Below are 25,672 nucleotides of genomic sequence, written 5' to 3'. Positions count from 1 at the left end.
GCCATGGCCGGGAACAGCCAGCGCAGGAACCGCCGCACGTCCAACAAGAAGGGCGCGCAGGTCGGCAGCGGTGGCAAGCGACGTCGCGGGCTCGAGGGCAAGGGCCCCACGCCGCCCGCCTCCGCCCGCAAGGGACACGTCAAGAACCGGGTCGCCAACGCCAAGGCGAAGCAGAGCGCCCGCCGGCCGGTGGCCCGCCGCGGTGGCAAGGGCACGTCCGAGATGGTCGTCGGCCGCAACCCCGTCTTCGAGGCGCTGCGCGATGGTGTGCCCGCCTCCACGCTCTACGTGCAGCAGTTCATCGACAACGACGAGCGGGTGCGCGAGGCGCTCCAGCTCGCCACCGGACGCGGCAACGTCCACATCATGGAGGCGCCGCGCCCCGAGCTCGACCGGATGACGAACGGGCTCAACCACCAGGGCCTCGTGCTCCAGGTCCCCGCCTACGAGTACGCCCACCCCGAGGACCTCGCGGCCGCCGCCTTCGACGAGGGAGAGGACCCGCTCATCGTCGCCCTCGACGGCGTCACCGACCCCCGCAACCTCGGCGCGGTCGTCCGCTCCGTCTCCGCGTTCGGCGGCCACGGCGTCGTCGTCCCCGAGCGGCGCGCCGCCGGCATGACCGCGGGCGCCTGGAAGACCTCCGCGGGCACCGCCGCCCGTACGCCCGTCGCCCGTGCCACCAACCTGACGCGCGCCCTCGAGTCGTACCAGAAGGCCGGCCTGACCGTCGTGGGCCTCGCCGCCGACGGCGACACGGAGGTCGGCGACCTCGAAGCACTCGGCGGCCCGCTGGTCATCGTGGTCGGCAGCGAGGGCAAGGGCCTGTCCCGCCTCGTCGGCGAGACCTGCGACCACCTCGTCCGCATCCCCATGCCGGGCGGCGCGGAGTCCCTGAACGCGGGCGTCGCCGCCGGTGTCGTCCTGTACGAGGCGGCCAAGCGACGCGCCTGACATCGCGGGACGGATCCTGGCCTTTTTCGGACGGCCAGGGGGTGTAAACCGGCCGATAAGGAACGCTTGACGGGTCTCGGACAGATCGGGCCCGTCACGGCCGTGCCCTAAACACACATCACTCGGTTAGATGAGTGTGGACACCAGAACGCCCCGGTCCGGGTTCGATGATCAGCCTGCGCTGAGCATGGTCAAGGTGGACTGCGATCCCGCGCAGGTCATCGTCAGCCACGCCAGCTTCCGGGTGCAGCTCTCCCAGAGCCCGCGCCCCGTACGTGCCCTGGCGAACACCGCACGACTCGGCTCCCCCACCGGAGCCGGCGCCCCGGCACGGCGCAGGGCACCCGTCGTGTGGAGCGGCAGGTCCGAGCCCGGTGACTCCGGTGCGACCGGACTCCTCCAGGCCGTACGCAACTCCACTCTCGAAACCCTCGAACGCGACACCTACAGCGCGGGCGCCACCCAGGTCATGCCGCGCATCGACCTCGACGAGACCGTGCAGGCGCCCACGGTCCCCGCCCCCGGCGGACCCGGCCGCGACAAACCGCTGCTGCCGCCCATGCGGCAGGCCGTCGGCGCCTACGACCCGTACGACACCAACCCGCCGTACGACCGGTCGACCGACGGCCGGCAGCCCCACGACACAGTGACCCACGACGCCGGAACGTACGACGTCGACCCGTACGAGGCGTTCGACAGGGCCCAGGCCGAGCGGCGCGCCCCGCAACGCCACGGAGCCGACTCAGTACGGCACGCGTACTACCCCGGCCGCCGCATGAACCTCGGCGTGGTCCTTCTGCCGCTGCGCGTGCTCATCGGCTTCATCTCCATCTACGCCGGAATGGGCAAGCTCTGCGACCCCGTCTACTTCGACGGCGGCGACCGCGGCTCCCTGGTCAAGTGGCTCGGCGCCCTCAACCCCTGGGCACTGGGAGAGCCGCTGCGCGACTTCGCGCTCGCCCACCCCGTCGGCGCCGGCCTCACCGTCGCCTTCCTCCAGGTCATCGTCGGCGTCCTGACCGTCCTCGGCCTGTGGCAGCGCGTCGCCGCCGCCATCGGCGCGCTGCTGTCCGCCGTGCTGGTCATGACCGTCAGCTGGAGCACGGTCCCCGTCTACGAGACGCCGGACCTCATCTACCTCGCCGCCTGGTCCCCGCTGATCATCGCGGGCGCGCCCGTCTACTCGATCGACGGCCGACTCGCCGGCGAGGCCTGGCGCACCCTCGGACCCCGCTCCGAACTGTGGGACCTGCGCAGGCGCGTACTGCGCCGCGGCGGCCTCGTCACCGCCGTCGTCGTCGGACTCACCATGCTCGTGGGCTCGATGCTCGGCGGCGCCGTCCGCTCAAACGACCTGGTCACCGTGCCCGGGCCGAACCAGAACCCGACCAACCACCTGCCCGGCGCCCCGCTGCCCCAGGAGACCGGCGAACGCTCCTCCGGAGCCCGCGAGGACAAGCCCTCCCCGTCAGCCAGCCGTACCTCTGAGGAGCCCACGGAGGAGGCGTCCACACCCGCGCAGGAGACCGTGCGGGAGACCGGCCAGGTCGACGGCACGCCCAGCGAGACCCAGGGCACCGGACAGCCGCCCAGCGGCTCGCAGCCCGCGCCCCCGCCGGCCTCCGGCACCACGGGCCCCACCTCCACCGGCGGCAGCAGCTCCGGCGGTACGAGCGGCGGTGACTCCGGCGGCAGCGACGGGTCCGGCGGCTCCGAAGGGGGCGGCGTGATCGGCGGCCTGCTGGGCTGAGCGGCGCGCCCCGACGGGACGTCGAAGGGGGCGGCCACCGGATTCCGTATCCGGTGGCCGCCCCCTTCGACGTCCGCGCATGTACGGGCGAACCGCTTGCCGCACACGCGCGTCAGCGCAGCGGGGTGGAAAGCTCCTTGGCCGCCTCCGTGAGGTCCTTCGCGGTGTCGATCGCCCGCCAGTAGGCACCGTTCGGCAGCGGGAAACCCGCCAGCCGGCGCTCACGGGCCAGCCGCGGGAAGGTCGTGCGCTCGTGGTCGCCCACGTCGGGCAGCAGACCGGTGAACTCGGCGGAGAAGACGTACACGCCCGCGTTGATGAGGTACGGCGACGGCGGCGACTCGATGAAGTCGGTGATGTGCCCGAAGGCGTCCGTCTCCACAGCCCCCCAGGGGATGCGCGGACGCGCGAGCGCGAGCGTCGCCATGGCGTCCCGCTCGGCGTGGAACGCGGCCATCTCGCGCAGCGAGAAACGGGTCCAGATGTCACCGTTCGTCGCGTACCAGGGCTGGTCCGGGTGCGGCAGGCCGGCCGCCGCGTACTTGAGGCCGCCACCGCGGCCCAGCGGCTCCGTCTCCACGACGGTGGTGACGCGCAGCGGCAGCACGGCGCTGTCCAGCCACTCCTGGAGGACCTCGGCGAGATGCCCGCAGGACACCACGGCGTCGGTCACGCCCTCCTCGGCCAGCCAGGCGAGCTGATGGCCGATGATCGGGGTCCCGGTCCCCGGGATCTCGACCATCGGCTTCGGGCGGTCGTCGGTGTACGGGCGCAGCCGCGAGCCCTGGCCGCCCGCCAGGATCACGGCCTGCGTCGGAAACGTGGGCGTTTGCATGGCGTGAACGATATGCGGCCCGCAGCCATGGCGACGGGCCGGTACCGCCTGCCCGCCCGCACGGCGCGGCGGGGCCTGCCTCGGAGGCGCCGGAGGCCCGCACACGCGTCGTGCGGGCCCGGACCGCACGCCACGCCGTCAAGGGCTCGCCTCAGGGCCCGAGGCCGCCGTCGGACGGCAGCCGGGGACCTTGCGGCGAGCCCTGCGGGTCGTGGACGGCAGGAGGCCGCCTCGGAGTCCCTACGAGCCCTGGGCCTGCTGCGAGACACCCGTGGCGAAGGAGGTGTCGCAGACGGGCCGGGAGAACCCCTGCGCGCGGGTCGGCCCGTAGAGGTCCACGGCGGCACGGCCGAGGGTCCGGGCGATCGACATGCAGTGCTCGGCGAGCGACGGACGCGCCTCGACCTCGCGCTGGAGGCTGGTGAGCGCGACACCGGGGTCCTTCGTCTGCAGCTCGGTCAGCAGCCGGTCGCGCAGAACGTCCTGCGGGGCGCGGGACTTGGCGCGTACCGACACGTTCTCCGAGGAGGCGGTGATCATCTGCGACTGGGTGGCCTGCCCTGCCCACGGGACGGCGGTGACCGCGAGGGTTCCGGAGAGCACCAGGACGACAGGCAGAACGAGGGCGAGAGTGCGGCCGATTCGGCGGGCTGTGTGGGTCACGCGAGCGAGCGTAGCGGCCAGTGATGATTTGGAGACATTTAGTCACTCACGCGAGGGATGGTTCGATGAAGCTTTTCGAATTCCGTGTTGACGACCGGCCGTGAAATGGACCAAATGGCAGTGAATGTCGGGTTATTTGTCTTCTTGGAAGAAAAGCCCGGCTCCGCACCGAAGTGCGGAGCCCGGCTCGACCGCGGCCGCTCAGGGCCGCTGTGCGCATTCGCGTTGTTGCTCAGTCGCTGAGGCGCTCGCCGGTCGAGGTCGAGAAGACGTGGAGCTCGCCCGATCGCGGCACGACGTGCAGCTCGCTGCCCTTGTCCGGCACGGCACGGCCGCCGACGCGGACGACGAGGTCCTTGTGCTCCCCGCCGACCTGGGCGGAGCCGTACACGTAACCGTCGGCGCCGAGCTCCTCGACGACGTTCACGGACACGGCGAGGCCGGCCGGGGCGTCCTTGGAGAGCGTCTTGGCGTCGGCGCCACCGTGCTCGACGACGTCGAAGTGCTCGGGGCGGACGCCGACCGTGACGGTCGTGTCGCCCTTGTCGGCGGCGGCGGACAGGGCCTCACGGGAGACCGGGACGACGCTGTTGCCGAACTTCACACCACCGTCGGTGATCGGCACCTCGACCAGGTTCATGGCCGGGGAGCCGATGAAGCCGGCGACGAAGAGGTTGGCCGGGCGGTCGTACATGTTGCGCGGCGAGTCGACCTGCTGCAGCAGACCGTCCTTCAGCACGGCCACACGGTCGCCCATGGTCATGGCCTCGACCTGGTCGTGGGTGACGTACACCGTAGTGATGCCGAGGCGGCGCTGAAGGCCGGCGATCTGCGTACGGGTCGACACGCGGAGCTTGGCGTCGAGGTTCGACAGCGGCTCGTCCATGAGGAAGACCTGCGGCTCACGCACGATGGCACGACCCATGGCGACACGCTGCCGCTGACCGCCGGACAGCGCCTTCGGCTTGCGGTCCAGGTACTCGGTCAGGTCGAGGATCTTCGCGGCCTCTTCGACCTTCTTGCGGATCTCGCTCTTGTTGACGCCGGCGATCTTGAGCGCGAAGCCCATGTTGTCGGCGACGCTCATGTGCGGGTAGAGCGCGTAGTTCTGGAACACCATGGCGATGTCCCGGTCCTTGGGCGGCAGGTGCGTGACGTCGCGGTTGCCGATGCGGATGGATCCGCCGTTGACGTCCTCGAGACCCGCGAGCATGCGCAGGGAGGTCGACTTGCCACAGCCGGAGGGCCCGACGAGTACGAGGAATTCGCCGTCCTCGGTCTCGATCTCGAGCTGGTCGACGGCGGGCTTGTCGGAGCCCGGGTAGATCCGGGTCGCCTTGTCGAACGTGACAGTAGCCATGCTGAAGCGTCTCCTTCACCGGCAGGAACGTGCCGGACGATCCGTTGTAAGGGAGTGGTCCAGTCCAACGAAGTGGACTGGCCGTGACGCTACCCGGCCATGTGGCGTATGTCAGCAGTTCACGGGTCACGAAAATGTCGGGGACCGGAGCCTGAGGAGGCAGAGCACCTCACTTTTGACCTGCGTCCTGTGTGCCGGACGGCTTCCTGCTTCAATGCCCATCGCCGGCTCGGCGTGGCCCTGAGGGCCACTCCAGGCCGGTCTTACGCGGGCTCCACAGGCATTCGGCCGACGGCCCGTCGGTCCGTACTGTCTGAGCTGCCATGTGAACCTCGGGCAGCGTCGATGTTCTGATCAGCGGCGGAGCAGACTGGCCCGGCGGCAGCGCCATCGCGACGGACCAGTACAGCCGCATCCCCTCGTCGCGCAGATTCGCCGCCGCGTTCACGTCCCGGTCGTGCACGGCACCGCACCCCTGGCAGGTCCACTCCCGCACCGAGACATCCAGCTTCGGGCCTGTCGCGCGGCAGGAGGAGCAGCGGCGGGTGGAGGGGAAGAAGCGGTCCACGATCACCAGCGTCCGTCCGTACCACGCGCACTTGTACCTCAGCTGACGCAGCAGTTCGCCCCAGGCCGCGTCGACGATCGACCGGTTCAGCTTCGCCTTCCGCCGCCTTCCCTTCCCGACGGCGCGGCGCATCAGATTGGCGATCGGCAGATCCTCCACCACGAGCACTTGGTTCTCGCGCACGAGGCGGGTTGTGAACTGGTCCAGCAGATCCCTGCGAACGTCGCTGATGAGTGCGTACAGGCGGGCGATCCGTTCCCGAGCCTTCTCCCTGTTGCGTGAACCCTTCCTCCTGCGATGCAGATCCCGTTGCCGTCGTGCCAGCTCATCTGCGTATTTCCGGAGCAGTCGAGGGTGCTCCAGTTTCGTGCCGTCGTCCAACGTCACCAGAGTTGCCAGACCGAGGTCCAGCCCGACCGCCTTCGGCTCGCACCCACCGGACAGGAACACGGCAGGCAAGGGCTCGATCCGCTCCTCGACCAGCACTGACAGGAAATACCGGCCGGCCCGGTCACGGGTCACCGTCAGCTTCACCGGCACGTCGCCGGCGGGAAGCGGGCGGGACCACCTCACGTCGAGCGGCTCTGCCTGCTTGGCCAGCGTGACCAGACCCGTACCGGGTCGCTCCGGGTCCTCGACCCAGCGGAATCCGGTCCGCACGTACGTCGCCGAATCCCGGGAACGGTGCTTCTTCTTCCGCTTCGGGTACTTCGCCGTCCCCTTGAAGAACCGTGAGAACGCGCCGTCCAAGTGCCGTAGTGCCTGCTGCAGCACCGTCGACGAGACGTCGCGCAGCCACGACGTCCCTTCGGCCCGCCGCCACCCCGTCAATGCCCGGCAGGTCTCGGCGAACCCCACCGACACCCGATGCTGTTCCCAGGCGCCGGCTCGCAGGGCGAGCCCTTCGTTGTAGACCCATCGGCAGGCGCCGAAGGTCTGCTCCAGCTGTTCGGTCTGGCTGGGGTCCGGGTAGAAGCGGAAGCGGTAGACGCGCTGCTGGGAGCCCGGCTTCCGGGGCCGGCGTCGTAGAGGGGTCGCCGCACGTTCCTGATGTTTGCGTCGGTCGGCGATGCCCAGTGCGTCCCGCTTGACGCGTTTCGCTGCCTCGCCGCCGATGCGCGCTGGTCCTTCCATCACGCCCCCCTGCTGTTCGGCAGTCGGAACAGAACGCCAGTCCGTACAACGAACCTGTGGCCTGGTGGTCACGGTCGACGCGATGTCCTTCGTGTGGTGTCCGCCGCTCTGTGTAGAGTGGTGACGCTTTCACGCACCTGTGACTCTGCGTGATGCTGCCGCCTTAGCTCAGTTGGCAGAGCGGTTGCCTTGTAAGCTCCAGGTCGTCGGTTCGATTCCGACAGGCGGCTCCACCGAACTCGTGTCCCGGACCCATGAGGTCCGGGACACTTGTGTTTTGCGGGGGTGTGTCGGGGTGTACCTGGGGAGGGGTGCGTCGAATGGGGCGTCGTTCGGGTGGATTGATCGGAACCTGGGCGGAGGCACAGCGGCAGCAGCAGCGACAGCGTGAGGCTCAGCACGCGGCGATGGTGCGGCAGCAGCGGGACCAAGAGCGGCAGCAGCGGGCGTACGAGCGGGACATGGCGCGGATGCACCGGGAGCAGCAGGCCGCGTACCGCAGGCAGCGGGAGCAGGACGTCCTGAGGCGTACGCAGGAGCTGGACGCCCGGGTGGCGGTGCTGGAGGCACTGCTCACGGACGGGTGCAGGACCGCGGCCTTCCGTGTGGCCGCGCTGCGCAGAGCGGAGGAGGTCGAACCCTTCGCGCCGGGGCCTTTGGCGGAACCGGTACGGATGCCGAATCCGGCCCTGTACCAGTCGCAGGGTGGCTGGACCGCTGCCGGGCGGGCGCAGGCCGAGCAGGAGGCGCGGGCCCGTTTCGAGCGGGACTGGCACGCGGCACAGGCAGCGGAGGCCAGACGGCAGCAGGATCTGGCTTCCTACCGGCAGCAGTACGACGCCTGGGCGAACGCGCGGCTGGTGGAGATCCGGGAGCACAACGCGGGCATCGAGGGGATGGCCCGGGCCCTGCGTGCCGGTGAGCCGGACACGGTGGTGGAGTTCTTCTCCGCCGCTCTGTACGCGTCGTCGGCCTGGCCGGAGGGCTTTCCGCGGCAGGTCTCGGCGGCCTACGACCGCGCGGGGCAGCAGCTGGTGCTCGATTGGGAGCTGCCGGGGTTCGACGTGGTGCCGGAGGCGAAGGGGGTCCGGTACCTGGTCGGGACGGATCAGGAGAAGGAGATCGTCCGGCCGATGGCCCAGCGCAGGGCCCTGTACCGGGATGTGCTGGCTCAGAGTGTGCTGCTGGTGGTGAGGGAGCTGTTCGCGGCGGACGAGTTCCGAGTGCTGCGTTCGGTGGCGCTGAACGGCTTCGTCGATGATGTGGATCCTGCGACGGGACGGCCGGCGCGGGTGGTCGTGGCGTCGGTCATGGTGGACCGTGCGGATTTCGAAGCGGTTCATCTGGAGCTGGTCAGCGCGGTGGAGTGCCTGACCGGGGCGTTGCGGGGGCAGGTGTCGTCGCGTCCGGACCAGCGGGTCGCGGTGCGGCCGGGCCGGCTTCCCGAGCAGGTGGGCTCAGGGGTGGTGTCGCACGGAGGGGGCGAGGAGCCGGATCTGCTGGCCATGGACCCGATCGAGTTCGAGGGCCTGGTGGCGGAGTTGTTCCGGGCCCGGGGGTTTCAGGCGATGACAACCCAGCGGTCGAACGACGGTGGTGTGGACGTCGATGCCGTGGATCCCGATCCGATCAGCGGCGGGAAGATCGTTGTGCAGGTCAAGCGCTACCGGGGGACGGTTCCGGTGGCTGCGGTGCGGGAGCTGTTCGGCACGGTGCAGGCGACAGGCGCCAACAAGGGTGTGCTGGTCACGACATCGGGTTTCGGTCCGGGGTCCTACACCTTCGCCAACGGCAAGCCTCTGACGCTCGTGTCGGGAACGGAGCTGGTGGATCTGTTGCACCGGCACGGCCTGCGTGGGCGTCTCGGTGACGGAGAAACGACCCCGGTTCCGGCTGCGGCTGCGGCTGCGGACGAGGCTCGTGGCGGTGTACACGACTACAACGTGCTCGGAATGTCGTGGTCGGGTTCGGTGGTGCTGGACGTGTGTGCGCTGGTGTGTGCCGGGAACAGAGTGCTCGGCGACGACTTCTTCGTGTTCTTCAACAACGAGGCGACACCGGACGGCTCCGTGCGCATGCTGGGCCCGTTTGCCGGAGACCGGACGGCGATTCGTGTGGCGTTCGACGCGCTGCCCGGCAGGGCGGATCGACTCGTGCTGGTGGCGGCGGTTGATCCGGAGGTGAATCCGGACGCCGATCTCTCCACGTTCGCGGATGCGGGAATCCGGCTCCGGGACGCGTCGGGCGCGGAGTTGGACCGATTGGTCGTGTCGGACGGCCGGGAGGCCGAGACGGCGCTGGTCCTGGGATCGTTCCGGCGGCGTTCCAGCGGCGACTGGGAGTTCGTGCTGGGCGGCAAAGGCTACCGAGGTGGTTTGGAGGAGCTTGTGGGGGACTTCGGGATCGAGGTGGAGTGAACCTGTCGTATCCGTGATCCCGGTCGTCGCCGTCAGCGGCGGCCGGAGATCTTGTCGGCGAGGGTGGCCAGGCGGGCCGTTGCCGGCGAGTGGGTGGTGGACTCGCGGTGGTCGGCCGAGCGGTAGGCGGCGTAGAGGGTCTGGACGCCGAGCCAGCGGAAGGGTTCCGGTTCCCACTTGCGGACCTTGTGGCCGACCCAGGGCAGGGACGTGAGGTCGGTGGGGCCCGACTGGCCGGAGTCCTGCTGGATCAGGTCGCGCAGGGTGCGGGCGGCGAGGTTGGAGGTGGCGACGCCGGAGCCCACGTAGCCGCCCGCCCAGCCGAGGCCGGTGGAGCGGTCGAGGGTGGCGGTGGCGCACCAGTCGCGGGGGACGCCGAGGACGCCGGACCAGGCGTGGGCGACGCGGGCTCCGGCGAGGCGGGGGAAGAAGCGGATCAGGATGTCGTGGAGGGCTTCCACGGTGGCGGGCCGGGTGCGTGAGGTGTCCGCGGTGGTGACGGCTTTCGAGCCGTAGCGGTAGGGGACGCCGCGGCCGCCGATGGCGATGCGGTCGTCGGCGGTGCGCTGGGCGTACATGTAGGCGTGGGCCATGTCGCCGAGGGTTTCGCGGCCGGACCAGCCGATCTCTGCCCAGATGTCCTCGGGGAGCGGCTCCGTGACGATCATGGAGGAGTTCATCGGGAGCCAGGTGCGGTGCTGCCCCTTGAGGGACGCGGTGAAGCCCTCGGTGCAGCGCAGGATGTAGGGCGCCCGGACGGTGCCGTAGGGGGTGACGGCGTGCTTGGGCCGGATCTCGGTGACGGGCGTCGATTCGTGGATGGTGACGCCGAGGGCTTCGACGGCTGCGGCGAGGCCCTTGACCAGTTTCACGGGGTGGAGGCGGGCGCCGTGCGGGGTCCAGGTGGAGGCGACGGCGCCGCTGACGCGGACGCGTTCCGCGGTATCGCGGGCGCCGAGCAGGACGCGGTCCTTCTCGCCGAAGGCGATCTCGACGGAGTGGAAGTCCTTCAGGCGCTGGAGCTGGGCGGGGGTGTGGGCGACTTCGAGGACGCCGCCCTTGTGGATGTCGGCTTCGATGTTCTCGGCGGCGGCGACGCGGATGACTTCGTCGACGGTGTCGTTCATGGCCTGCTGGAGGCGTACGGCGGCGTCGTGGCCGTTGCGCCGGGCGTAGCGGTCGCGTCCGGCGATGCCGTTGTAGAGCCAGCCGCCGTTGCGTCCCGAGGCGCCGTAGCCGCAGAACTTGGCTTCCAGGACGGTGATGTTGAGGAAGGGGACGGCTTTTTTGAGGTAGTACGCGGTCCAGAGGCCGGTGTAGCCGCCGCCGACGATGCAGATGTCGGCGCTGCTGTCGCCGGGGAGGGGTTCGCGGGGCGCGGGGGCGCCGTCCTGTGCGTACCAGAACGATATGCCGCCGTTGACGGTGTTCATGTGGGGTGCCGTTCCCTGCCGTGGTCGCCTGCGTTCTGGCGGGAATCTACTGCTCGGGCAGGGGTTTGGCGATATTCCGGCGTCGGATGATCGAGATTCCCGGGGAGCGGGTCGCGTCGCCGCTGTCGTATGGCGGGGGAGGCGGGGCCGGCGGGGCGGAGGGTGTCCATCGCTCGGAACCTGTTGGCGCGGCAGGGGCCGAAAAGGGCAGGCTGTGGGCATGATTCGTACTGCCAAGCCTGCCGATGTGCCCGTGATCCACGAGATGGTCCGGGAGCTCGCGGACTACGAGAAGGCCTTGCACGAGGCGATCGCGACGGAGGAGCAGCTGCGTGAGGCGCTGTTCGGTGAGCGGCCAGCCGCGTTCGCGCACATCGCGGAGACGGAGGACGGCCGGGTCGCCGGTTTCGCGTTGTGGTTCCTGAACTTCTCGACGTGGCGTGGTGTGCACGGGATCTATCTGGAGGATCTGTATGTGCGGCCGCAGTTGCGGGGTGGTGGGCACGGCAAGGCGCTGCTGACGGAGTTGGCGCGGATCTGTGTGGAGCGGGGTTACGAGCGGCTCGAGTGGTCGGTGCTGAACTGGAACACCCCGTCGATCGACTTCTATCGTTCGCTGGGGGCGCGGCCGCAGGACGAGTGGTCGGTGTACCGGCTGACCGACGGGGCGCTCAAGAGCCTTGGTTCCTGAGGTCCGGGGGGCTCAGGGTGCTCCGTGGGCTCGGGGGGTGGGGGCTTCGCGGGCTGAGTGGTCAGGGGATCAGCACGACCTTGCCGATGGTGCCGCGGTTCTCGAGGTCGTGGTGTGCGGTGGCGGCGTCGGCCAGGGCGTAGCGCTGGACGGCGGGCCGGAGCCGGCCGGTGGCGGCTGCGGTGAGGGCGCGGGTCTCGAGGGCGCGCAGGCCGCCGGCCTTTTCGAGCATGGCGGGTCCTAGGACGCCTTCCGTGGTGATGCCGCGTTCCGTGAGCTCCTGTTCGGTGAGGGTGAGGGGGCTGTCGGCGAGGATGCCCTGGCTGGACCAGCCGAAGACGATGTGTCTGCCGCCTTTGCCGAGGAGGTCGACGGCGGCGCGGCCGGCTTCGCCGCCGACGGAGTCGTACACGACGGTGGCGCGGCGGTCGCCGAGGTGATCGCGTACGGTGTCCGGCCAGTTTGGCTGGTTGTAGTCGACGGCGAGGTCGGCGCCGTTGTCCCGTACGCGGGTGGTCTTGCCGGGGCCTCCGGCGAGGCCGATGACGGTGGCGCCTGCGTTCTTGGCGTGCTGGACGAGGAGTGTGCCGATGCCGCCTGCGGCGGCGGGGACGATCACGGTGTCGTCGGGGCCGAGTTCGGTGTACTGGAGAATGCCGAGGGCGGTGCGTCCGGTGCCGATCATGGCGACGGCTTCGCTCTCGTCGAGGTTGCCGGGGATCTCGTGGAGTCTGGCGGCGTCGGTGACGGCGAGTTCGGCGTAGCCGCCGGGGACCATGCCGAGGTGGGCGACGACGCGTTTGCCGAGCCAGGCGGGGTCGGTGCCCTCGCCGAGTGACTCGACGACGCCGGCGATCTCGCGGCCGGGGACGGTGGGCAGTTCCGCGGGTGCGCCGAAGGGCCCGGCCGCGCCTTCGCGCAGTGCGGTGTCCAGGAGGTGGACGCCGGCTGCGGTGACGGTGATCCGTACCTGGCCGGGGCCGGGCAGGGGGTCGTCAATGGTTTCGTACGTGAGGTTCTCGGCGGGGCCGAAGGCGTGCAGGCGGACGGCGTGCATGGTGTGTGGCTCCCTTGTGATCGGGTCGTGGGAGCCACTGTTCAACGTCAAGCGCGCTTGAGGTCAAGGTGGTTGCGGGTGGAGTGCCGCCGGTTGCCGCGGAGCGCGAGTGAGGTGGCTTCGAGGGCGCTGTTGAAGGACACCTCGGCGAGCAGGCCGGGGGCCGCGACCTGGTCGCCGACGAGGTAGACGTCGTTGCCGCGGTCGATGGCGGGGCGGTCGCGCCAGGTGGTGCCGGGCAGGTCGACGGCGCCGGTGCGGCCGGCGGCGACTGCTTCACGCCGCCAGACGGTCCGGTCCCGCCATCCGGGGAAGCCCAGGTCGAGGAGGGTTTCCGCGTGGGCGATGCCGTCGGCCTTGGACTGGTCGGGGCCGATCGGGAGCTGGCCCTGGACGAGTTGTTGTCCGGCCGGGGCGAGCGTGGGGTCCTGGGCGGTGAAGCGTTCCAGCCAGCCGGGGGCGTCGAGGTCGGAGACGGCGAAGGGGTCCTGACGCCGGGTGCGCAGCGCCAGGTCGATCAGGGTGGTGCGGCCGCTGGTCCAGTGCAGGGTGTCGTCGCCGAGCAGTCTGCGGGCGGCGTCGAGGGTGGTGGCGACGATGACGGGGCCGTGGTGTTCGGGCAGGGCGTCGACGCGGGCCGTGGTTTCGATGCGTACGCCGAGGTCCCAGGCGCGGGCGGCCATGCGTTCGACGACTTCGCCCCAGCCGCCGCGGGGGTAGTGGGCCTCGGGCGGGAGGGTGGTGGCGCGGCGGAGGCGTTCCTGTACGAAGGCGGCGGACAGTGAGCCGGGGTCGTGGTGGAAGAGGGCGACTCCCATGTAGTGGGCTGCGGCGCGTGCGGTCTTCTCGCCGGCGATGCCGGTGGCCCAGGTGAGGAAGTCGGTGTCGACGGGGGCGGCTTCCGCGGGGTGGCGGGCGAGCCGCAGCATGCCGAGCGGCGGGGTCCTGCGCAGTGCGCCGTCGCGGCGGAAGCGCATGCGGGTGCCTTCGAGGAGCGGCAGGGGCGCGAGGGGGCCGAGGAGGTCGCGCTGCTTGAGCCAGGTCCAGTGGGGGCCGCGGTTGTAGAGGGCGTGGGGGCCGTCGTTGGTCCGGTAGGGGCCTTCGCTGGTGCGGGCGCGTCCGCCGAGGGTGTGGTGGGCCTCGTAGAGGTGTACGTGGGCGCCGGACTCCGCGGCGGTGACGGCCGCGGTGAGGCCGGCGAAGCCGCCGCCGATGACGGTGATCTCTCGCATGGTGTCTCTCCTCGTTCGACTCGCTTTCACGACTGGGACGGACCGGGGGCCGTCGGGTGTGACATCGGGTGCGCGGGAGGGCGTTGTCAGTGGCGCATGTCACTGTGGGGTCATGGCGAGGGCGCGGAGGCCGGCGGTTGTGGCGGCGAGGGTGACGCGGGTGCGGTTGCCGGATCTCGAGGTGTTCACGGGCGGGGCTCTGGAGCCGGACGGTGACTACGACGGGGTGGAGTTCGCGGGGCTGGATCTCGGCGGGCAGGAGGGGGCGGGGGCGCGGTTCATCGACTGCGCGCTGCGGGAGTGCGGACGGGACGAGGCTCGGCAGTGCGCGTTTCGTGGACTGTGTGCTGGAGGGCGTGCGGGGGGTGGGGGCGGATCTCGCGGGGGCTTCGCTGCGCGATGTGGAGGTGCGGGAGGCGCGGTTGGGCGGGGCGCAGTTGCACGGGGCGGTGCTGACGGGGGTGCTGCTGCGGGGCGGGAAGATCGACTGTCTGAATCTCAGGGAGGCGAGGCTGACGGATGTGGTGTTCGACGGCTGTGTGCTGTCGGAGGCGGACTTCGGGGGAGCGCGGCTGGAGAGGGTGGAGTTCAGGGACTGTGTGCTGCGGCAGGCGGACTTCACGTCGGTGCGGATGAAGGACGTCGATCTGAGGGGTGCCGCGGAGCTGGACATCGCCCGGGGGGTGGAGCGGCTGTCGGGGGCGGTGATCAGCTCGGCGCAGCTGCTCGATCTGGCGCCGGCGTTCGCGGCGCAGGTCGGGGTTCGCGTGGAGTGAGGGGGCTGCGTCGTCCGCGGGGTGTTTCAGGCGGGTGGGGGCAGATCAAGGGCCCTGGGGTTCCAGGTCCGGAGGTGTGGGGGGAAGCGGGCCTGGGGGTTCCAGGTCAGGAGGTGCGGGGGAAGCGGGCCTGGAGGTCCCAGATCACGGGGTTGTCGCCGAGGCCTTCGTGCATGTCGGTGAGGTCGGCGATCAGGTCGTGCAGGAAGTCGCGGGCCTCTCGGCGGAGTTCGGCGTGGCCGAAGGTGAGGGGCGGTTCGTCGCCGGGCATCCAGTCCGCCTCGACGTCGACCCAGCCGAAGCGGCGTTCGAAGAGCATCCGGTCGCTGGACTCGGTGAAGTCGAGTTCGGCGTGCTGCGGCCGGGACTGGCGGCTGCCGAGGGGGTCGCGGTCGAGCTGCTCGACGATGTCGCACAGGGCCCACGCGAAGTCGAGTACGGGCACCCATCCCCAGGCTGTGGACACCTCACGGTCCTCTTTGGTGTCGGCGAGGTAGACGTCGCCGCAGAAGAGGTCGTGGCGCAGCGCCTGCACGTCCGCACGCCGGTAGTCGGTCTGCGGCGGGTCGGGGAAGCGGCGTGAGAGGGAGTAGCCGATGTCGAGCACGTGACCGATGGTGTCATGCCCGGTGGCGCCTGCTGTACGACCGGGTGACGGCGGTCAGGAGGAAGGGGATGGCGGCGAGGGGCGCGAAGAAGAAGGCCCAGACGGTGTGGGCGGTGGTGGACAGGTACGTCTGGCTCTCCACCGTGAACAGCACCACCACCTGGGACAGGGCGAAGAGGGCCGACAGTGCGGACGCGGTCCAGGCGAGGGCGGCGAGTGTGCGGGGGCGCAGCGGCTGCCACCGGTCGGTGACCAGGAGCAGGGGGAACAGGGCGGCCAGTTCGGAGACGACGGCGAGGCCGACGACGTAGGCGATGCCCCAGCCGGGGATGTTGAACGAGTCGCGCAGGACGTCGTCGCTGTAGCCGACGTAGATGCCGCTCGCCATGGCGATCCGCCACAGGCCGGAGGGGAGGGCGCACAGGGCGATCGCGTGGGCGGCCCGGCGGGCCCACCGGGGCGCGGGTTCGACGGCGGGCCGGTCGGCGGATTCGACGGAGGGCCGGTCGGCGGTGGTGGGCGAAGGGGCGGGCGCTGTGTCCATGACCAAAGACTGGCGGCGGCGGCCGGTTCGCCGCTTCGTTCCGTACGGCGGACCCTCTCCGTCGCGCGGGGGAGGCCGGCCGCACGAGGTCGTATGCCGGAGGCTGCGGCGGGCGGCTCAGGGCAGCAGCCGCTGCTCCTTTGCCACCGCGACGGCTCCCGCGCGGGTGTCGACGCCGAGTTTGGCGTAGATGCGGCCGAGGTGGGTCTTCACGGTGGCCTCGCTGATGAACAGGGCGCGGGCGATCTCGCGGTTGCCGAGGCCGCGTGCCAGCTGGCCGAGGATGTCGCGTTCCCGGTCGGTCAGGGACGGTCCGGCGGCTCCGCGCATGCGCTCCATGACGCGGCCGGCGACGGGCGCGGAAAGGGTGGTGCGGCCCTGTGCGGCGGCGCGGATCGCGGCGAAGAGCTCCTCGGGCCGTTCGGCCTTGAGGAGGTAGCCGGTGGCGCCGGCCTCGATGGCGCGGGTGATGTCGGCATCGGTGTCGTACGTGGTCAGGACCAGCACATGGACGTCTGGCGAGGCGATGCGGCGGGTGGCCTCGACGCCGTCGATGCCCGCGCCCAGCTGGAGGTCCATCAGGACGACGTCCGGTGCCAGTTTGGCGGCCATCGCGACCGCCTCCTCTCCGCTGCCGGCTTCGCCGACCACGTCGATGTCGGCCTCGCTGCCGAGGAGGGCGAGCAGGCCGGCGCGTACGACGGCGTGGTCGTCGCAGAGCAGGATGCGTACGGCGGTCATGGCCGGGGCTCCAGGGGGATCGCGGCGGACAGGACGGTGCCCTCGCCGGGGGCGGACTCGACGGTGACGCTGCCGCCGAGCTGTTCGGCGCGGGCCCGGATGGCGGGGAGGCCGTGTCCCCGTACGCCGCGGGCGGGACCCGCCCCCGCACCGCTGCCGCTGCCGGTTGCGACCATCGGGCCGCTGCCGCTGCCGCTGCCGCTGCCGCTGCCGCTGCCGCTGCCGGTGTCGAAGCCGCGTCCGTCGTCCGCGATGTCGAGGACGACCTGGTCGTCCAGGAGTGTGAGGGTCAGCTTGGCGGAGCCGGCATCGGCGTGTTCCCGTACGTTGGCCAGCGCGCCCTGCGCGATCCGCAACAGCGCCGACTGGACCCGGTCGGGCAGCGGCGCGGCGGGCGGGCCGTCGAGGTGGAACCGGACGGGGACGGCGTCGGTGGACTCGCGGGCGGCGAGCGCCCGCAGCGCCTCCGGCAGGCTCCCGCCTTCCGCGAGGTCCGCCGGGGCGAGGTCGTGGACGAAACGACGGGCCTCGGCGAGGCTCCGCTCGGCGATCGACTCGGCGGTGCGGACATGGCCGCGGGCGGTGGGCGGGTCGCTGTCCCAGGTGCGGTCGGCGGCCTGGAGCAGCATCTGCTGGCTGGACAGGCTCTGGGCGAGGGTGTCGTGGATCTCCATGGACAACCGCTGCCGTTCGGCGAGGGTGCCCTCGCGGCGTTCGGTGGCGGCGAGCTCGCGACGGGTGCGGACGAGGTCGTCGATGAGCGCCCGCCGGCGGTCGGCGAGCCGTTCCGCGTGGACGAAGACCGCCGTGGCCACCGCGGCGACGGCGGGCGGGGCGAGGACGAGGTTCGGGTCGAAGTCGCCGTGCGCGAGTTGCAGCTGTGCCACGACGACGAACACCGTGAGCAGGGAGACCAGGGCGATCGCCGCGCGGGTCGGCAGGGCGCGCAGCCCGGTGTAGAGAAGGGGCACGGCGCACCAGGCGAAGCTCGGGGCGAGGACCACGAGGACCACCCACACGGCCACGACCGTGAACAGCCACAGCAGCCGTCGGGGAGTGGCACGCGGGCCGAACACCGGCCCCACCGTGTACAGGACCGCGAGGGCCGCCGAGAGTCCGATGATCCACGGGGAGCGGAACTCCCAGGGGTGGCGCAGCAGATAGCGGGCGAGCGAGGCACCGAGCAGCAGGAAGAACGCCACATGCATCACCCGCGCCAGCCAGCGGGCGTCGGGGTCCTGCTCCTGTTCCACCACCGTCTCCTCGTCCGTCTCCTCGTCCGTCGGCCCGTCCGGCCAGGGATCTGCTTGTTCATCGTGGCCGGGCCGGACCATGCGGGCATCAGCCGATCGGCTGACATGTCTGTCGTCCATCATGCGCGGCAGGGGCAGCCGGAGCGTGGACCGTACGAGGCGCCGCACGGCCGGAGGATCGATGGCGGAACGAGAGCCACGGCGGTTCAGCCGCCCTCCCGAAGGAGCCCACCCGATGAAGAAGACCCTGATCGGTGCAGTCACCGCCGCTGTCGTCGCCGCCGGTACGTTCGGCGCGGTCTCGGCCAACGCCTCCGCGCCGGCCGCGGAGACGAGGAGCGCGGAGACGAGGGCCGCGGTCACCGCCGACGTCTCGGACCGCGCTCTCCAGCAGTCCACGCATCTGACGATCGACGCTGCCGTCGAGGCCGCGCAGGCCGCCCTCGACGCCGCGGAGAAGGAGAACCAGCGCATCACCGTCGCCGTCGTCGACCGCAACGGCAACACGATCGTCACCCTGCGCGGCGACGGCGCGGGCCCGCAGTCGTACGAGTCGGCGGTGAAGAAGGCGTACACCGCCGTGTCGTGGAACGCGCCGACCTCCGAGCTGGTCGAGCGGCTGGAGCAGGCGCCGAACCTGAAGGACATCCCCGGCACCCTGTTCCTCGGCGGCGGGGCGCCGGTGCAGGTGAAGGGTGCGCCGGTGGCGGGTGTCGGTGTGGCGGGCGCGCCGAGCGGCGAGCTGGACGAGAAGTTCGCACGGGCGGGCGTCGCCGCGCTCGGCCGCTGAGCCGTCGGGAGGGCGTGGGAAGGGCGGGAGGGCGTGCCTAGGATCATGGTGTGGACGAACACCTTTTACGTCGCAACGCCCTTTCCCGCAGGTCCAGTAGGGACCGGGCAGCTCGTGGAGCCCGTACCTCGGCCACCGAACGCATCGCACGCACCGCCTCGGCGGCGGTGCTGCTGTCGGTGGCGGGCCTTGCGGCGTGCACGGGCAGCGGCGCGGGTGTGCAGGGGACTCCGGGTTCCGTGGGTCTGCGCGATCCTTACTTCCCCCGGCTCGGCAACGGCGGTTACGACGTCCGGCACTACGGGCTGAAGCTCGACTACGACCCCCGTACCGGCCGCCTCGAGGGGATCGCGGAGCTCACCGCGAACGCCACGCAGGACCTGACCGCCTTCCACCTCGACCTGAGCGGGATGCGGGTCGAGGGCGTGACGGTCGACGGCGCTGAGGCCGCCGTCAACCGTGCCGGTACGGAGCTGACGGTGCGTCCGCGCCGGGACATCGGAAAGGGCGCCGAGTTCCGTACGGTCGTCCGGTACTCGGGACTCCCGCAGACGATCACCGACGCGGACGGTTCGAAGGAGGGCTGGCTGCGCGGCCCGCGCGGCGACGCGCTCGCGCTCGGCGAACCGGTCGGCTCCATGGCGTGGTTCCCCGGCAATCACCATCCGGCGGACAAGGCTGCCTACGACGTCACCGTCACCGTGCCGGAGGGCTACGAGGCGATCTGCAACGGAGAACCCGTCGGCCGGTCCCCCGGCCGGCCCGCCGGTGATCCGGGCGGTCGGCGCACCGACGACGGCAGGACCGCCTTCGGCTGGCGTTCCGCGGAGCCCATGGCGAGCTATCTGGTCACGCTCGCCGTCGGTGACTTCCGTACGACGGCCTCCCGCACATCGGCCGGACTGCCGGTCGTGACGGCAGTCGATCCGGCGGTGGAGAAGGCGAGTGCGAAGCTGCTCGGCAAGCTCCCGCGGATCGTCGAGTGGGGTGCGGAGCAGTTCGGGCCCTACCCGTTCTCCTCCACCGGCGCGATCGTCGTGCCCGCCGGTGAGGTGGGTTACGCACTGGAGACGCAGACCAGACCGGTCTTCCCGCTCGACCAGTTCGACGAGGCGACCCTCGTCCATGAAGTGGCCCACCAGTGGTACGGCAACTCGGTCACGCCCGCGTCCTGGCAGGACGTCTGGCTCAGCGAGAGCTTCGCCACCTACGCGGAGTGGATGTGGCTGGAGGAGTCCGAGGGCACGCCCGTGCAGGAGAGCTTCGAGGACGCCTTCGCGGACAAGGAGAACTGGGCCTTCGCCCCCGCCGAACCGCCGCGTGCCGAGGACCTGTTCGAGGCCCCGGTCTACGGGCGTGGGGCGATGGTGCTGCACAAGGTCCGTCAGGCCGTCGGTGACGCGGTGTTCTTCCAGATCGTGCGCGGCTGGGCGCAGGAGTACCGCCACGCCAACGCCTCCACGGAGGACTTCACCGATTACGTGGAGGAAAGGTCGGGCAAGGACCTGACCGCTGTGTGGGACGTGTGGCTGCACGGGGACGGCAAGCCCCGGACGCCGTGAGGCCGTGACCACGGCAGGGCTCCGGCAGGGCTCCGGCAGGGTTCGGTCAGGGTTCCATCAGGGCTCCGGCAGGGTTGCGCACCCTGCCGGAGTCCTGCGGAAGGTGACGTCAGAGGTTGACGCCGAAGTCCCGCGCGATGCCCTCGAGGCCGGAGGCGTACCCCTGGCCGACGGCACGGAACTTCCACTCCGCGCCGTTGCGGTAGAGCTCGCCGAAGACCATGGCGGTCTCGACGGCGGCGTCCTCGCTCAGGTCGTAGCGGGCGATCTCGGCGCCACCGGCCTGGTTGATGATGCGGATGTAGGCGTTCCGCACCTGGCCGAAGTTCTGGCTGCGGGCGACGGCGTCGTAGATCGAGACCGGGAAGACGATCTTGTCGACGTCGGCGGGCAGGCCCGCCAGGTTGACGTTGATCTGCTCGTCGTCGCCGCCGCCCTCACCGGTGCGGTTGTCGCCGGTGTGGACGATGGTCTGGTCCGGCGTCGCCTTGTTGTTGAAGAAGACGAAGTGGGCGTCGGAGACGACCTTGCCGGCGCCGTTCACGCCGATCGCGGAGGCGTCGAGGTCGAAGTCCGTGCCGGTGGTGGTGCGGACGTCCCAGCCGAGGCCGACCGTGACGGCGGTCAGGCCCGGTGCCTCCTTGGTGAGCGAGACGTTGCCGCCCTTGGACAGGCTTACTGCCATTGGGAAGTCCCCTTCGTATCGGATCTGCGGGCTACGGGTCCTCCCGAAGCTACCGTCACCCGTCATAACGCCGGCAGGGGACTGCCGGGTTCCATCCACCGCCACCCGTTTCCCGGCCCGACGGAAACGCCGCGCCCGAAGACCGCGCCGAAAAGAGGGTGACGAGCCCGGCCCGCACGCGGGACCATGGACGCATGTCCGGGCCCTACATCATCCGCGGTTCCGTCTCCCTGCCGGAGGCGGAGCTCATGTGGCGTTTCTCCCGTTCCTCAGGGCCCGGCGGCCAGCACGTCAACACCAGCGACTCACAGGTGGAGCTCCGCTTCGACCTCGCCGCGACCGAGGCGCTGCCGCAGGTCTGGAAGGACCGCGCGCTGGAGCGGCTTGCGGGCAGGCTCGTGGGCGGTGTGATCGCCGTACGCGCCTCCGAGCACCGCTCGCAGTGGCGCAACCGGGAGACGGCGGCGGTGCGGCTGGCGTCGCTGCTGGCCGAGGCGACGGCCCCGCCGCCGAGGCCGCGCCGGGCGACGAAGATCCCGCGTGGGATCAACGAGCGCCGGCTGCGGGAGAAGAAGCAGCGCGCGGAGACCAAGCGGGGCCGCACCGGCCGCGACTGGTAGCCCCCGGCCCCGCCGCCCGGCCACCCCGCCGCCCGGCCACCCCGCCGCCCGGTCACCTGGCCGTCCGTCAGCCCGGCCCCGTCGCCCGGCCAGACCGCCCGGCCCCGCCGCCCCACCAGGTCCACGCCCCCGCGGTCACCCCAGGTGCCGGTAGCGCCCCCGGAAATACGTCAGGGGCCCTGCCACCTGGTCCGCCAGGCCCACCTTCAGGACGTGACCGATCACCAGCGTGTGGTCCCCGGCCACGACCCGCTGCGTCGTACGGCACTCGAGCGTCGCGAGCGCGCCCTCCACCAGCGGCGCCCCGCACACCTCGCCCCGTTCGTGCGGCAGGTCCGCGAAGAGCAGGCGGTCGCTGATCCGCCCCTTCATGGCGAAGCGTCCGGCGATCTGCCGCTGGCTCTCCGTGAGCAGGGAGACCCCCCACAGGGGCTGTTCGTCGAGCAGGTCGTCCATGCGTGAGCCGTTGCGCAGGCTGACGAGCACCAGTGGCGGGTCGAGCGACACGGACATGAAGGCGGTGGCCGTCATTCCCACGTCCTCGCCGCGCGGCCCGTGGTCGGCGTCGCGCGCGGTGACCAGCACCACGCCGGCGGCCAGACGGGACATGGCTGCGCGGAATTCCTCGTTGCTCACCCCCTCAGGATGGGGGATGGCAGGAGTGGCCGGATCAGGGTTCGTCTGCAACACGTCAGGAACGCTAGTCTCGGCCCTTCGTCCTCCGCATCGGGCCCGGGAACGAGCCGAGTCCTAGGACCACAGCCCCACAGCCATGCGTAACCATGGGTACGCTCCAATGGTTTTGCGTTGAATAAATGTTGGCGGGAAAGCGACGGTGTGCCCGGACGTGCTGCATCTGACCCTTCATCACCTGATGTGACTTGAGTCACAGAGGCCAGTATTTGTTGACCCTGTGTACCGAGCGGGCTGCTCGCTGTGATTCAGTGGCCGGGATACCGCTACAAGTACGCCAATCAGACGCCCTGGAGTTTGCTGTCGAGGTCTCGGGGAGAGCGAGCGATGGAGACCGAGTCGGAGCCCTATGTCCGTCTTGCGACCCTGAGGCAGCTGCACCAGGTCGTCACGGACCTCAACACGGCCCGCAGTCTGGCCGACACCCTGCAGACCGTCGCCGACGGAATCGTCGCCGGCCTGGGCTACGAACTGGCCTGCGTCAACCTCGTACGTCCCGACGGTGATCTCGTCGTCGCGGCCTTCGCCGGAAGCGCCGCCGCAGAGGCACTGATCACCGGCCGGGTCGGCTCGCGCACCTCCTGGGACCGCCGTCTGTCCATGGGAGAGGCCTGGGGCGATCTGCGGTTCATACCGCACACCGAGGGCTGGGTGCTCCTCGAGGACGACGTGCCGCAGTGGCACACCGAAGGTCCCGAGCCCCGCTTCGACGACGAGTGGCACCCCCTCGACCGTCTCTACGCGCCCATGTACGCGTCCGGCGGCGGCCGCGAACTGCTCGGCGTGATCTCCGTGGACCGCCCGCGCAACGGCCGCCACCCGGGCCCCTGGGGCCAGGAGGCGCTGCAGATGTACGCCTCCCAGGCGGCCATCGCCATCAGCAACGCCCGGCTCCGCGCGAACATGCAGCGCGCCCTGGTCCGCCTCGAGCGTGAACAGCAGGCCCTGCGCGCCAGCGAGGAATCCTTCCGTCAGGCTTTCGAATACGCGCCCAGCGGCATGGCCATCGCCGAGATGGGCGGTGACCAGCACGGCCGGCTGCTGCGCACCAACGACGCGCTGTGCAGGCTGCTGGGACGGCCCGCCTCCGCCATGCGCCGCTACTCCTTCGCGGACCTCGTCCACCCCGAGGACGTCGGCACCCTGCTGCGCACCTCCGCCGAGGGCGGGCGCGCGGAGATCAGGCTGGGCCGCAGGGACGGCTCGTACGTCTGGGTGTCCCTGCGGAACTCGGTCGTCGCCGACACCGCGGACGGGCCCCGTTTCCTGCTCACGCACGTCGAGGACATCGAGGACCGCAAGCGCCACGAGCTCCAGCTCGCGCACCGCGCCTCGCACGACGCCCTCACCGGACTGCCCAACAGTGCCGAGCTGCGCGCCCGGCTCAGCTCCCGGCTGTGCGAGCGTCCGCACGAGCCGTACGCGACCGACATCGAGGCGCTGGACGCCGCGTACGAGACGGACCGGCACTTCTCCGCTGACGGGTTCGACTTCGACGCGGTCGGCAGCCGGCCCTACGACCACCACATCCACACCGTCGCCCCGGACGGCGACATCGACGACGGTGCCAAGGGTCTCGCCGTTCTCTTCTGCGACCTGGACGGCTTCAAGTCGATCAACGACCGGTTCGGGCACCAGACCGGTGACGCGGTCCTGGTCGAGGTCGCCCGCCGTCTCACCACCGGTGTGAGGGACGGGGACACAGTCGCGAGGCTCGGCGGTGACGAGTTCGTCGTCCTCGCGGACGGCCTCGGTGCGGCGGACGCGGCCGATCTGGCCGTACGTCTGCGGAACGCGATCATCCTGCCCATCAGGGTCGGCGGCCGGGGCGTCCGGGTGGGTGCCAGCTTCGGCATCGGCTGGGCGAGCTGCGGGATGTCCGTCGAGGAGGTCCTGCAGTCCGCAGACCAGCGGATGTACATCGAGAAGCGGTCCCGTTCGAAGGTCCACCGCCGCGCCGGGTGACGGTTGCGCGGCGACGTTTGCGCCGGTGACGGTCGTGCGATGACGGTTACGCGGTCGCGGTCGCGGTCGCGGTCGCGTGGTGCCCGGTGACGGCCTCGTGGTGCCGGGTGATCCGGCAGTGACATATCACACCGGGCCGCGAGCGGCCTGGTGGCGCGGTGTCGGCGGGCCGGATGAGGCCCACACCACCCAATGGGGTGAGTGGAACCGGGTAGGCTCGCCTCGCGTCAGCGTTGTGCTGGCGAGATGGTGAGGAGTGACTGGGATGACGGCCGCGAACAACGGCGCGAGCACGCCCGAGGATGACGACCCGTTCGGCTATTTGTACGCCGACGGGCAGCAGCCGGGTGCCACACCGCCCCGTCAGGGTGGCTACGGCTACCCGGGTCCGGCCGCGCAGCCCGGAGTCCCCCGCACCTCGTACAACCAGGTCCGGACCGTCGGCGAGCGCCAGTACGGGCAGCCGCAGGTCCCGCACCAGCAGGCGTACGGCCAGCAGCCCGGTTACGGCCAGCAGCCGACGGCCGCGTACGCCGCGCCCGAGAACTACCAGGGTGCCGCCGCCCAGACGCGCCAGGTTCCCGTCCCGCCCCAGGGCGGCCACGGTGGTCATGGCGGTCACGGCGGCCGGAGCGGCGGTCCCAACACCAAGGGTCTGCTGATCGGCGCGATCGCGGTCGTCGCGGTCGTCGTGATCGGTATCACCGCGGCGCTGATGTCGAGCGGTGGCGAGAAGGACGAGGCGGGTGGCGACGGCGGTGCGCAGAGCAGCCCGTCCGCCGCGGAGTCCGTGGATCCGGGCGGGGAGCCCTCGGCCGAGCCGTCGGAGGCGCCCGAGCTTCCCAAGCAGGACGCGGCGACGCTGACCCTGGGTCCGCCGGCGGCCCTCGCCAAGGACGTGCCCGGGGCGAAGGGCGCGGACGGCGCCTATGTGATGTTCAACGGTGTCGGCGGCTCGGCCGGCTGGTCGGTCGAGGTGCCCGAGGCCGGCGCGTACACGATGTACATCACCTACAGCGTGCCCGGCAAGGACGCCAAGACCTCCCTGACGATCAACGGCGGGAAGCCCCGCGAGATCAACATGTCGAACTTCGCGAAGGCGGCGGAGGGCGACTGGGAGAAGGGCTGGACCAACACCTACGCCTACGTGAACCTCAAGAAGGGCAAGAACGACCTCAAGATCTCCTGTGAGCAGGGGAACCAGTGCGAGGCGTATCTCGACCAGGTCTGGCTGGAGGCCGGTCAGGCCAACAGCTGAGCGCGGCTCGGCGAGAGCCCGTTCCCAGGGGTCACCATCCCCGCTCCACCCGTCACCGTCCCGGCCGTCGCCCCGCGCGCGAGC

22 protein-coding genes, 1 tRNA gene and 1 pseudogene are annotated in these 25,672 nt (G+C 71.0%); 11 read left to right on the top strand and 13 right to left on the bottom strand.

The features are described 5' to 3' along the window. The first annotated feature begins 3 nt into the window (after positions 1–3). Positions 4–954, top strand: coding sequence for a 23S rRNA (guanosine(2251)-2'-O)-methyltransferase RlmB (gene rlmB / locus ACFYV1_RS19865; protein ID WP_389396801.1), 951 nt, complete (start codon positions 4–6; stop codon positions 952–954). A 130-nt stretch (positions 955–1,084) separates the two neighbouring features. Further along, on the top strand, positions 1,085–2,704 hold the full coding sequence (locus tag ACFYV1_RS19860) for a DoxX family protein (RefSeq protein WP_389396800.1): 1,620 nt from the start codon (positions 1,085–1,087) through the stop codon (positions 2,702–2,704). Between the two features lie 112 nt (positions 2,705–2,816). Here ACFYV1_RS19860 and ACFYV1_RS19855 read toward each other — a convergent pair whose 3' ends face one another. The 4 genes from ACFYV1_RS19855 to ACFYV1_RS19840 all read right to left on the bottom strand — a co-directional run bounded on the left by ACFYV1_RS19855 (position 2,817) and on the right by ACFYV1_RS19840 (position 7,264). Then, positions 2,817–3,539: an NDP-sugar synthase gene (locus ACFYV1_RS19855; RefSeq protein ID WP_389396799.1), complete on the bottom strand. Its 723-nt coding sequence runs from the start codon at positions 3,537–3,539 to the stop codon at positions 2,817–2,819. Between the two features lie 240 nt (positions 3,540–3,779). Next, on the bottom strand, positions 3,780–4,202 hold the full coding sequence (locus ACFYV1_RS19850; protein ID WP_389396798.1) for a hypothetical protein: 423 nt from the start codon (positions 4,200–4,202) through the stop codon (positions 3,780–3,782). 232 nt (positions 4,203–4,434) lie between these two features. Further along, positions 4,435–5,562, bottom strand: coding sequence for an ABC transporter ATP-binding protein (locus tag ACFYV1_RS19845; RefSeq protein ID WP_389396797.1), 1,128 nt, complete (start codon positions 5,560–5,562; stop codon positions 4,435–4,437). Positions 5,563–5,773: 211 nt separating this feature from the next. Next, complete coding sequence (locus tag ACFYV1_RS19840) at positions 5,774–7,264, bottom strand: RNA-guided endonuclease InsQ/TnpB family protein (RefSeq protein ID WP_389396796.1); 1,491 nt, start codon at positions 7,262–7,264, stop codon at positions 5,774–5,776. Positions 7,265–7,421: 157 nt separating this feature from the next. Between ACFYV1_RS19840 and ACFYV1_RS19835 the strand changes: the two genes are divergently transcribed. Further along, positions 7,422–7,497: transfer RNA gene (locus tag ACFYV1_RS19835), tRNA-Thr, on the top strand. Between the two features lie 87 nt (positions 7,498–7,584). Then, the gene (locus ACFYV1_RS19830) at positions 7,585–9,681 is read left to right on the top strand and encodes a restriction endonuclease (RefSeq protein WP_389396795.1); all 2,097 of its coding nucleotides are present in this window, start codon (positions 7,585–7,587) and stop codon (positions 9,679–9,681) included. A 32-nt stretch (positions 9,682–9,713) separates the two neighbouring features. Here the strand turns inward: ACFYV1_RS19830 and ACFYV1_RS19825 are convergent, their stop codons facing one another. Then, entirely contained in the window at positions 9,714–11,114 is a 1,401-nt protein-coding gene (locus ACFYV1_RS19825) for an NAD(P)/FAD-dependent oxidoreductase (RefSeq protein WP_389396794.1), read from the bottom strand. 220 nt (positions 11,115–11,334) lie between these two features. On the opposite strand from ACFYV1_RS19825, the gene ACFYV1_RS19820 reads away from it, so the two are divergent. Next, positions 11,335–11,805, top strand: coding sequence for a GNAT family N-acetyltransferase (locus tag ACFYV1_RS19820; protein ID WP_389396793.1), 471 nt, complete (start codon positions 11,335–11,337; stop codon positions 11,803–11,805). A 61-nt stretch (positions 11,806–11,866) separates the two neighbouring features. On the opposite strand, the gene ACFYV1_RS19815 is transcribed toward ACFYV1_RS19820, so the two are convergent. Next, positions 11,867–12,862 carry a zinc-binding dehydrogenase gene (locus tag ACFYV1_RS19815; RefSeq protein WP_389396792.1) on the bottom strand — a complete coding sequence of 332 codons (996 nt, stop codon included), beginning with the start codon at positions 12,860–12,862 and terminating at the stop codon, positions 11,867–11,869. Positions 12,863–12,909: 47 nt separating this feature from the next. Then, positions 12,910–14,094 carry an NAD(P)-binding protein gene (locus ACFYV1_RS19810; RefSeq protein ID WP_389396791.1) on the bottom strand — a complete coding sequence of 395 codons (1,185 nt, stop codon included), beginning with the start codon at positions 14,092–14,094 and terminating at the stop codon, positions 12,910–12,912. A 112-nt stretch (positions 14,095–14,206) separates the two neighbouring features. Here ACFYV1_RS19810 and ACFYV1_RS19805 point away from each other — a divergent pair. Further along, positions 14,207–14,870 (top strand): annotated as a pseudogene (locus ACFYV1_RS19805) (pentapeptide repeat-containing protein). Between the two features lie 106 nt (positions 14,871–14,976). Here the strand turns inward: ACFYV1_RS19805 and ACFYV1_RS19800 are convergent. The 4 genes from ACFYV1_RS19800 to ACFYV1_RS19785 all read right to left on the bottom strand — a co-directional run bounded on the left by ACFYV1_RS19800 (position 14,977) and on the right by ACFYV1_RS19785 (position 17,970). Continuing rightward, entirely contained in the window at positions 14,977–15,477 is a 501-nt protein-coding gene (locus ACFYV1_RS19800) for a hypothetical protein (protein ID WP_389396790.1), read from the bottom strand. A 13-nt stretch (positions 15,478–15,490) separates the two neighbouring features. Continuing rightward, positions 15,491–16,021: a hypothetical protein gene (locus ACFYV1_RS19795; protein WP_389396789.1), complete on the bottom strand. Its 531-nt coding sequence runs from the start codon at positions 16,019–16,021 to the stop codon at positions 15,491–15,493. A gap of 117 nt (positions 16,022–16,138) precedes the next feature. Further along, complete coding sequence (locus ACFYV1_RS19790; RefSeq protein ID WP_389396788.1) at positions 16,139–16,762, bottom strand: response regulator; 624 nt, start codon at positions 16,760–16,762, stop codon at positions 16,139–16,141. After that, positions 16,759–17,970 (bottom strand): sensor histidine kinase, encoded by a 1,212-nt coding sequence (locus ACFYV1_RS19785; RefSeq protein WP_389396911.1) that lies wholly within the window; start codon positions 17,968–17,970, stop codon positions 16,759–16,761. The genes ACFYV1_RS19790 and ACFYV1_RS19785 overlap by 4 nt, the downstream gene beginning before the upstream one ends. Before the next feature lie 280 nt (positions 17,971–18,250). On the opposite strand from ACFYV1_RS19785, the gene ACFYV1_RS19780 reads away from it, so the two are divergent. Both ACFYV1_RS19780 and ACFYV1_RS19775 read left to right on the top strand, forming a co-directional pair. Beyond that, positions 18,251–18,805: a heme-binding protein gene (locus ACFYV1_RS19780; protein ID WP_389396787.1), complete on the top strand. Its 555-nt coding sequence runs from the start codon at positions 18,251–18,253 to the stop codon at positions 18,803–18,805. Positions 18,806–18,948: 143 nt separating this feature from the next. Next, positions 18,949–20,367, top strand: coding sequence for a M1 family metallopeptidase (locus ACFYV1_RS19775; RefSeq protein ID WP_389396910.1), 1,419 nt, complete (start codon positions 18,949–18,951; stop codon positions 20,365–20,367). A gap of 109 nt (positions 20,368–20,476) precedes the next feature. Here ACFYV1_RS19775 and ACFYV1_RS19770 read toward each other — a convergent pair whose 3' ends face one another. Further along, entirely contained in the window at positions 20,477–21,052 is a 576-nt protein-coding gene (locus ACFYV1_RS19770; RefSeq protein ID WP_389396786.1) for a TerD family protein, read from the bottom strand. 194 nt (positions 21,053–21,246) lie between these two features. On the opposite strand from ACFYV1_RS19770, the gene arfB reads away from it, so the two are divergent. Further along, on the top strand, positions 21,247–21,672 hold the full coding sequence (arfB, locus tag ACFYV1_RS19765; protein WP_389396785.1) for an alternative ribosome rescue aminoacyl-tRNA hydrolase ArfB: 426 nt from the start codon (positions 21,247–21,249) through the stop codon (positions 21,670–21,672). A gap of 135 nt (positions 21,673–21,807) precedes the next feature. Here arfB and ACFYV1_RS19760 read toward each other — a convergent pair whose 3' ends face one another. Next, positions 21,808–22,308, bottom strand: coding sequence for a flavin reductase family protein (locus ACFYV1_RS19760; protein WP_389396784.1), 501 nt, complete (start codon positions 22,306–22,308; stop codon positions 21,808–21,810). A gap of 384 nt (positions 22,309–22,692) precedes the next feature. On the opposite strand from ACFYV1_RS19760, the gene cdgB reads away from it, so the two are divergent. After that, the gene (gene cdgB, locus ACFYV1_RS19755; protein WP_389396783.1) at positions 22,693–24,330 is read left to right on the top strand and encodes a diguanylate cyclase CdgB; all 1,638 of its coding nucleotides are present in this window, start codon (positions 22,693–22,695) and stop codon (positions 24,328–24,330) included. Positions 24,331–24,595: 265 nt separating this feature from the next. After that, positions 24,596–25,588, top strand: a complete 993-nt coding sequence (locus ACFYV1_RS19750; RefSeq protein WP_389396782.1) for a carbohydrate-binding protein — start codon at positions 24,596–24,598, stop codon at positions 25,586–25,588. Positions 25,589–25,672: the final 84 nt, after the last annotated feature.

It is taken from the genome of Streptomyces sp. NPDC003023, assembly GCF_042888225.1.
Lineage (GTDB): Bacteria > Actinomycetota > Actinomycetes > Streptomycetales > Streptomycetaceae > Streptomyces.
Note: the sequence above shows the minus strand (reverse complement) of the source record. Positions and strands in the feature narration are given on the sequence as shown.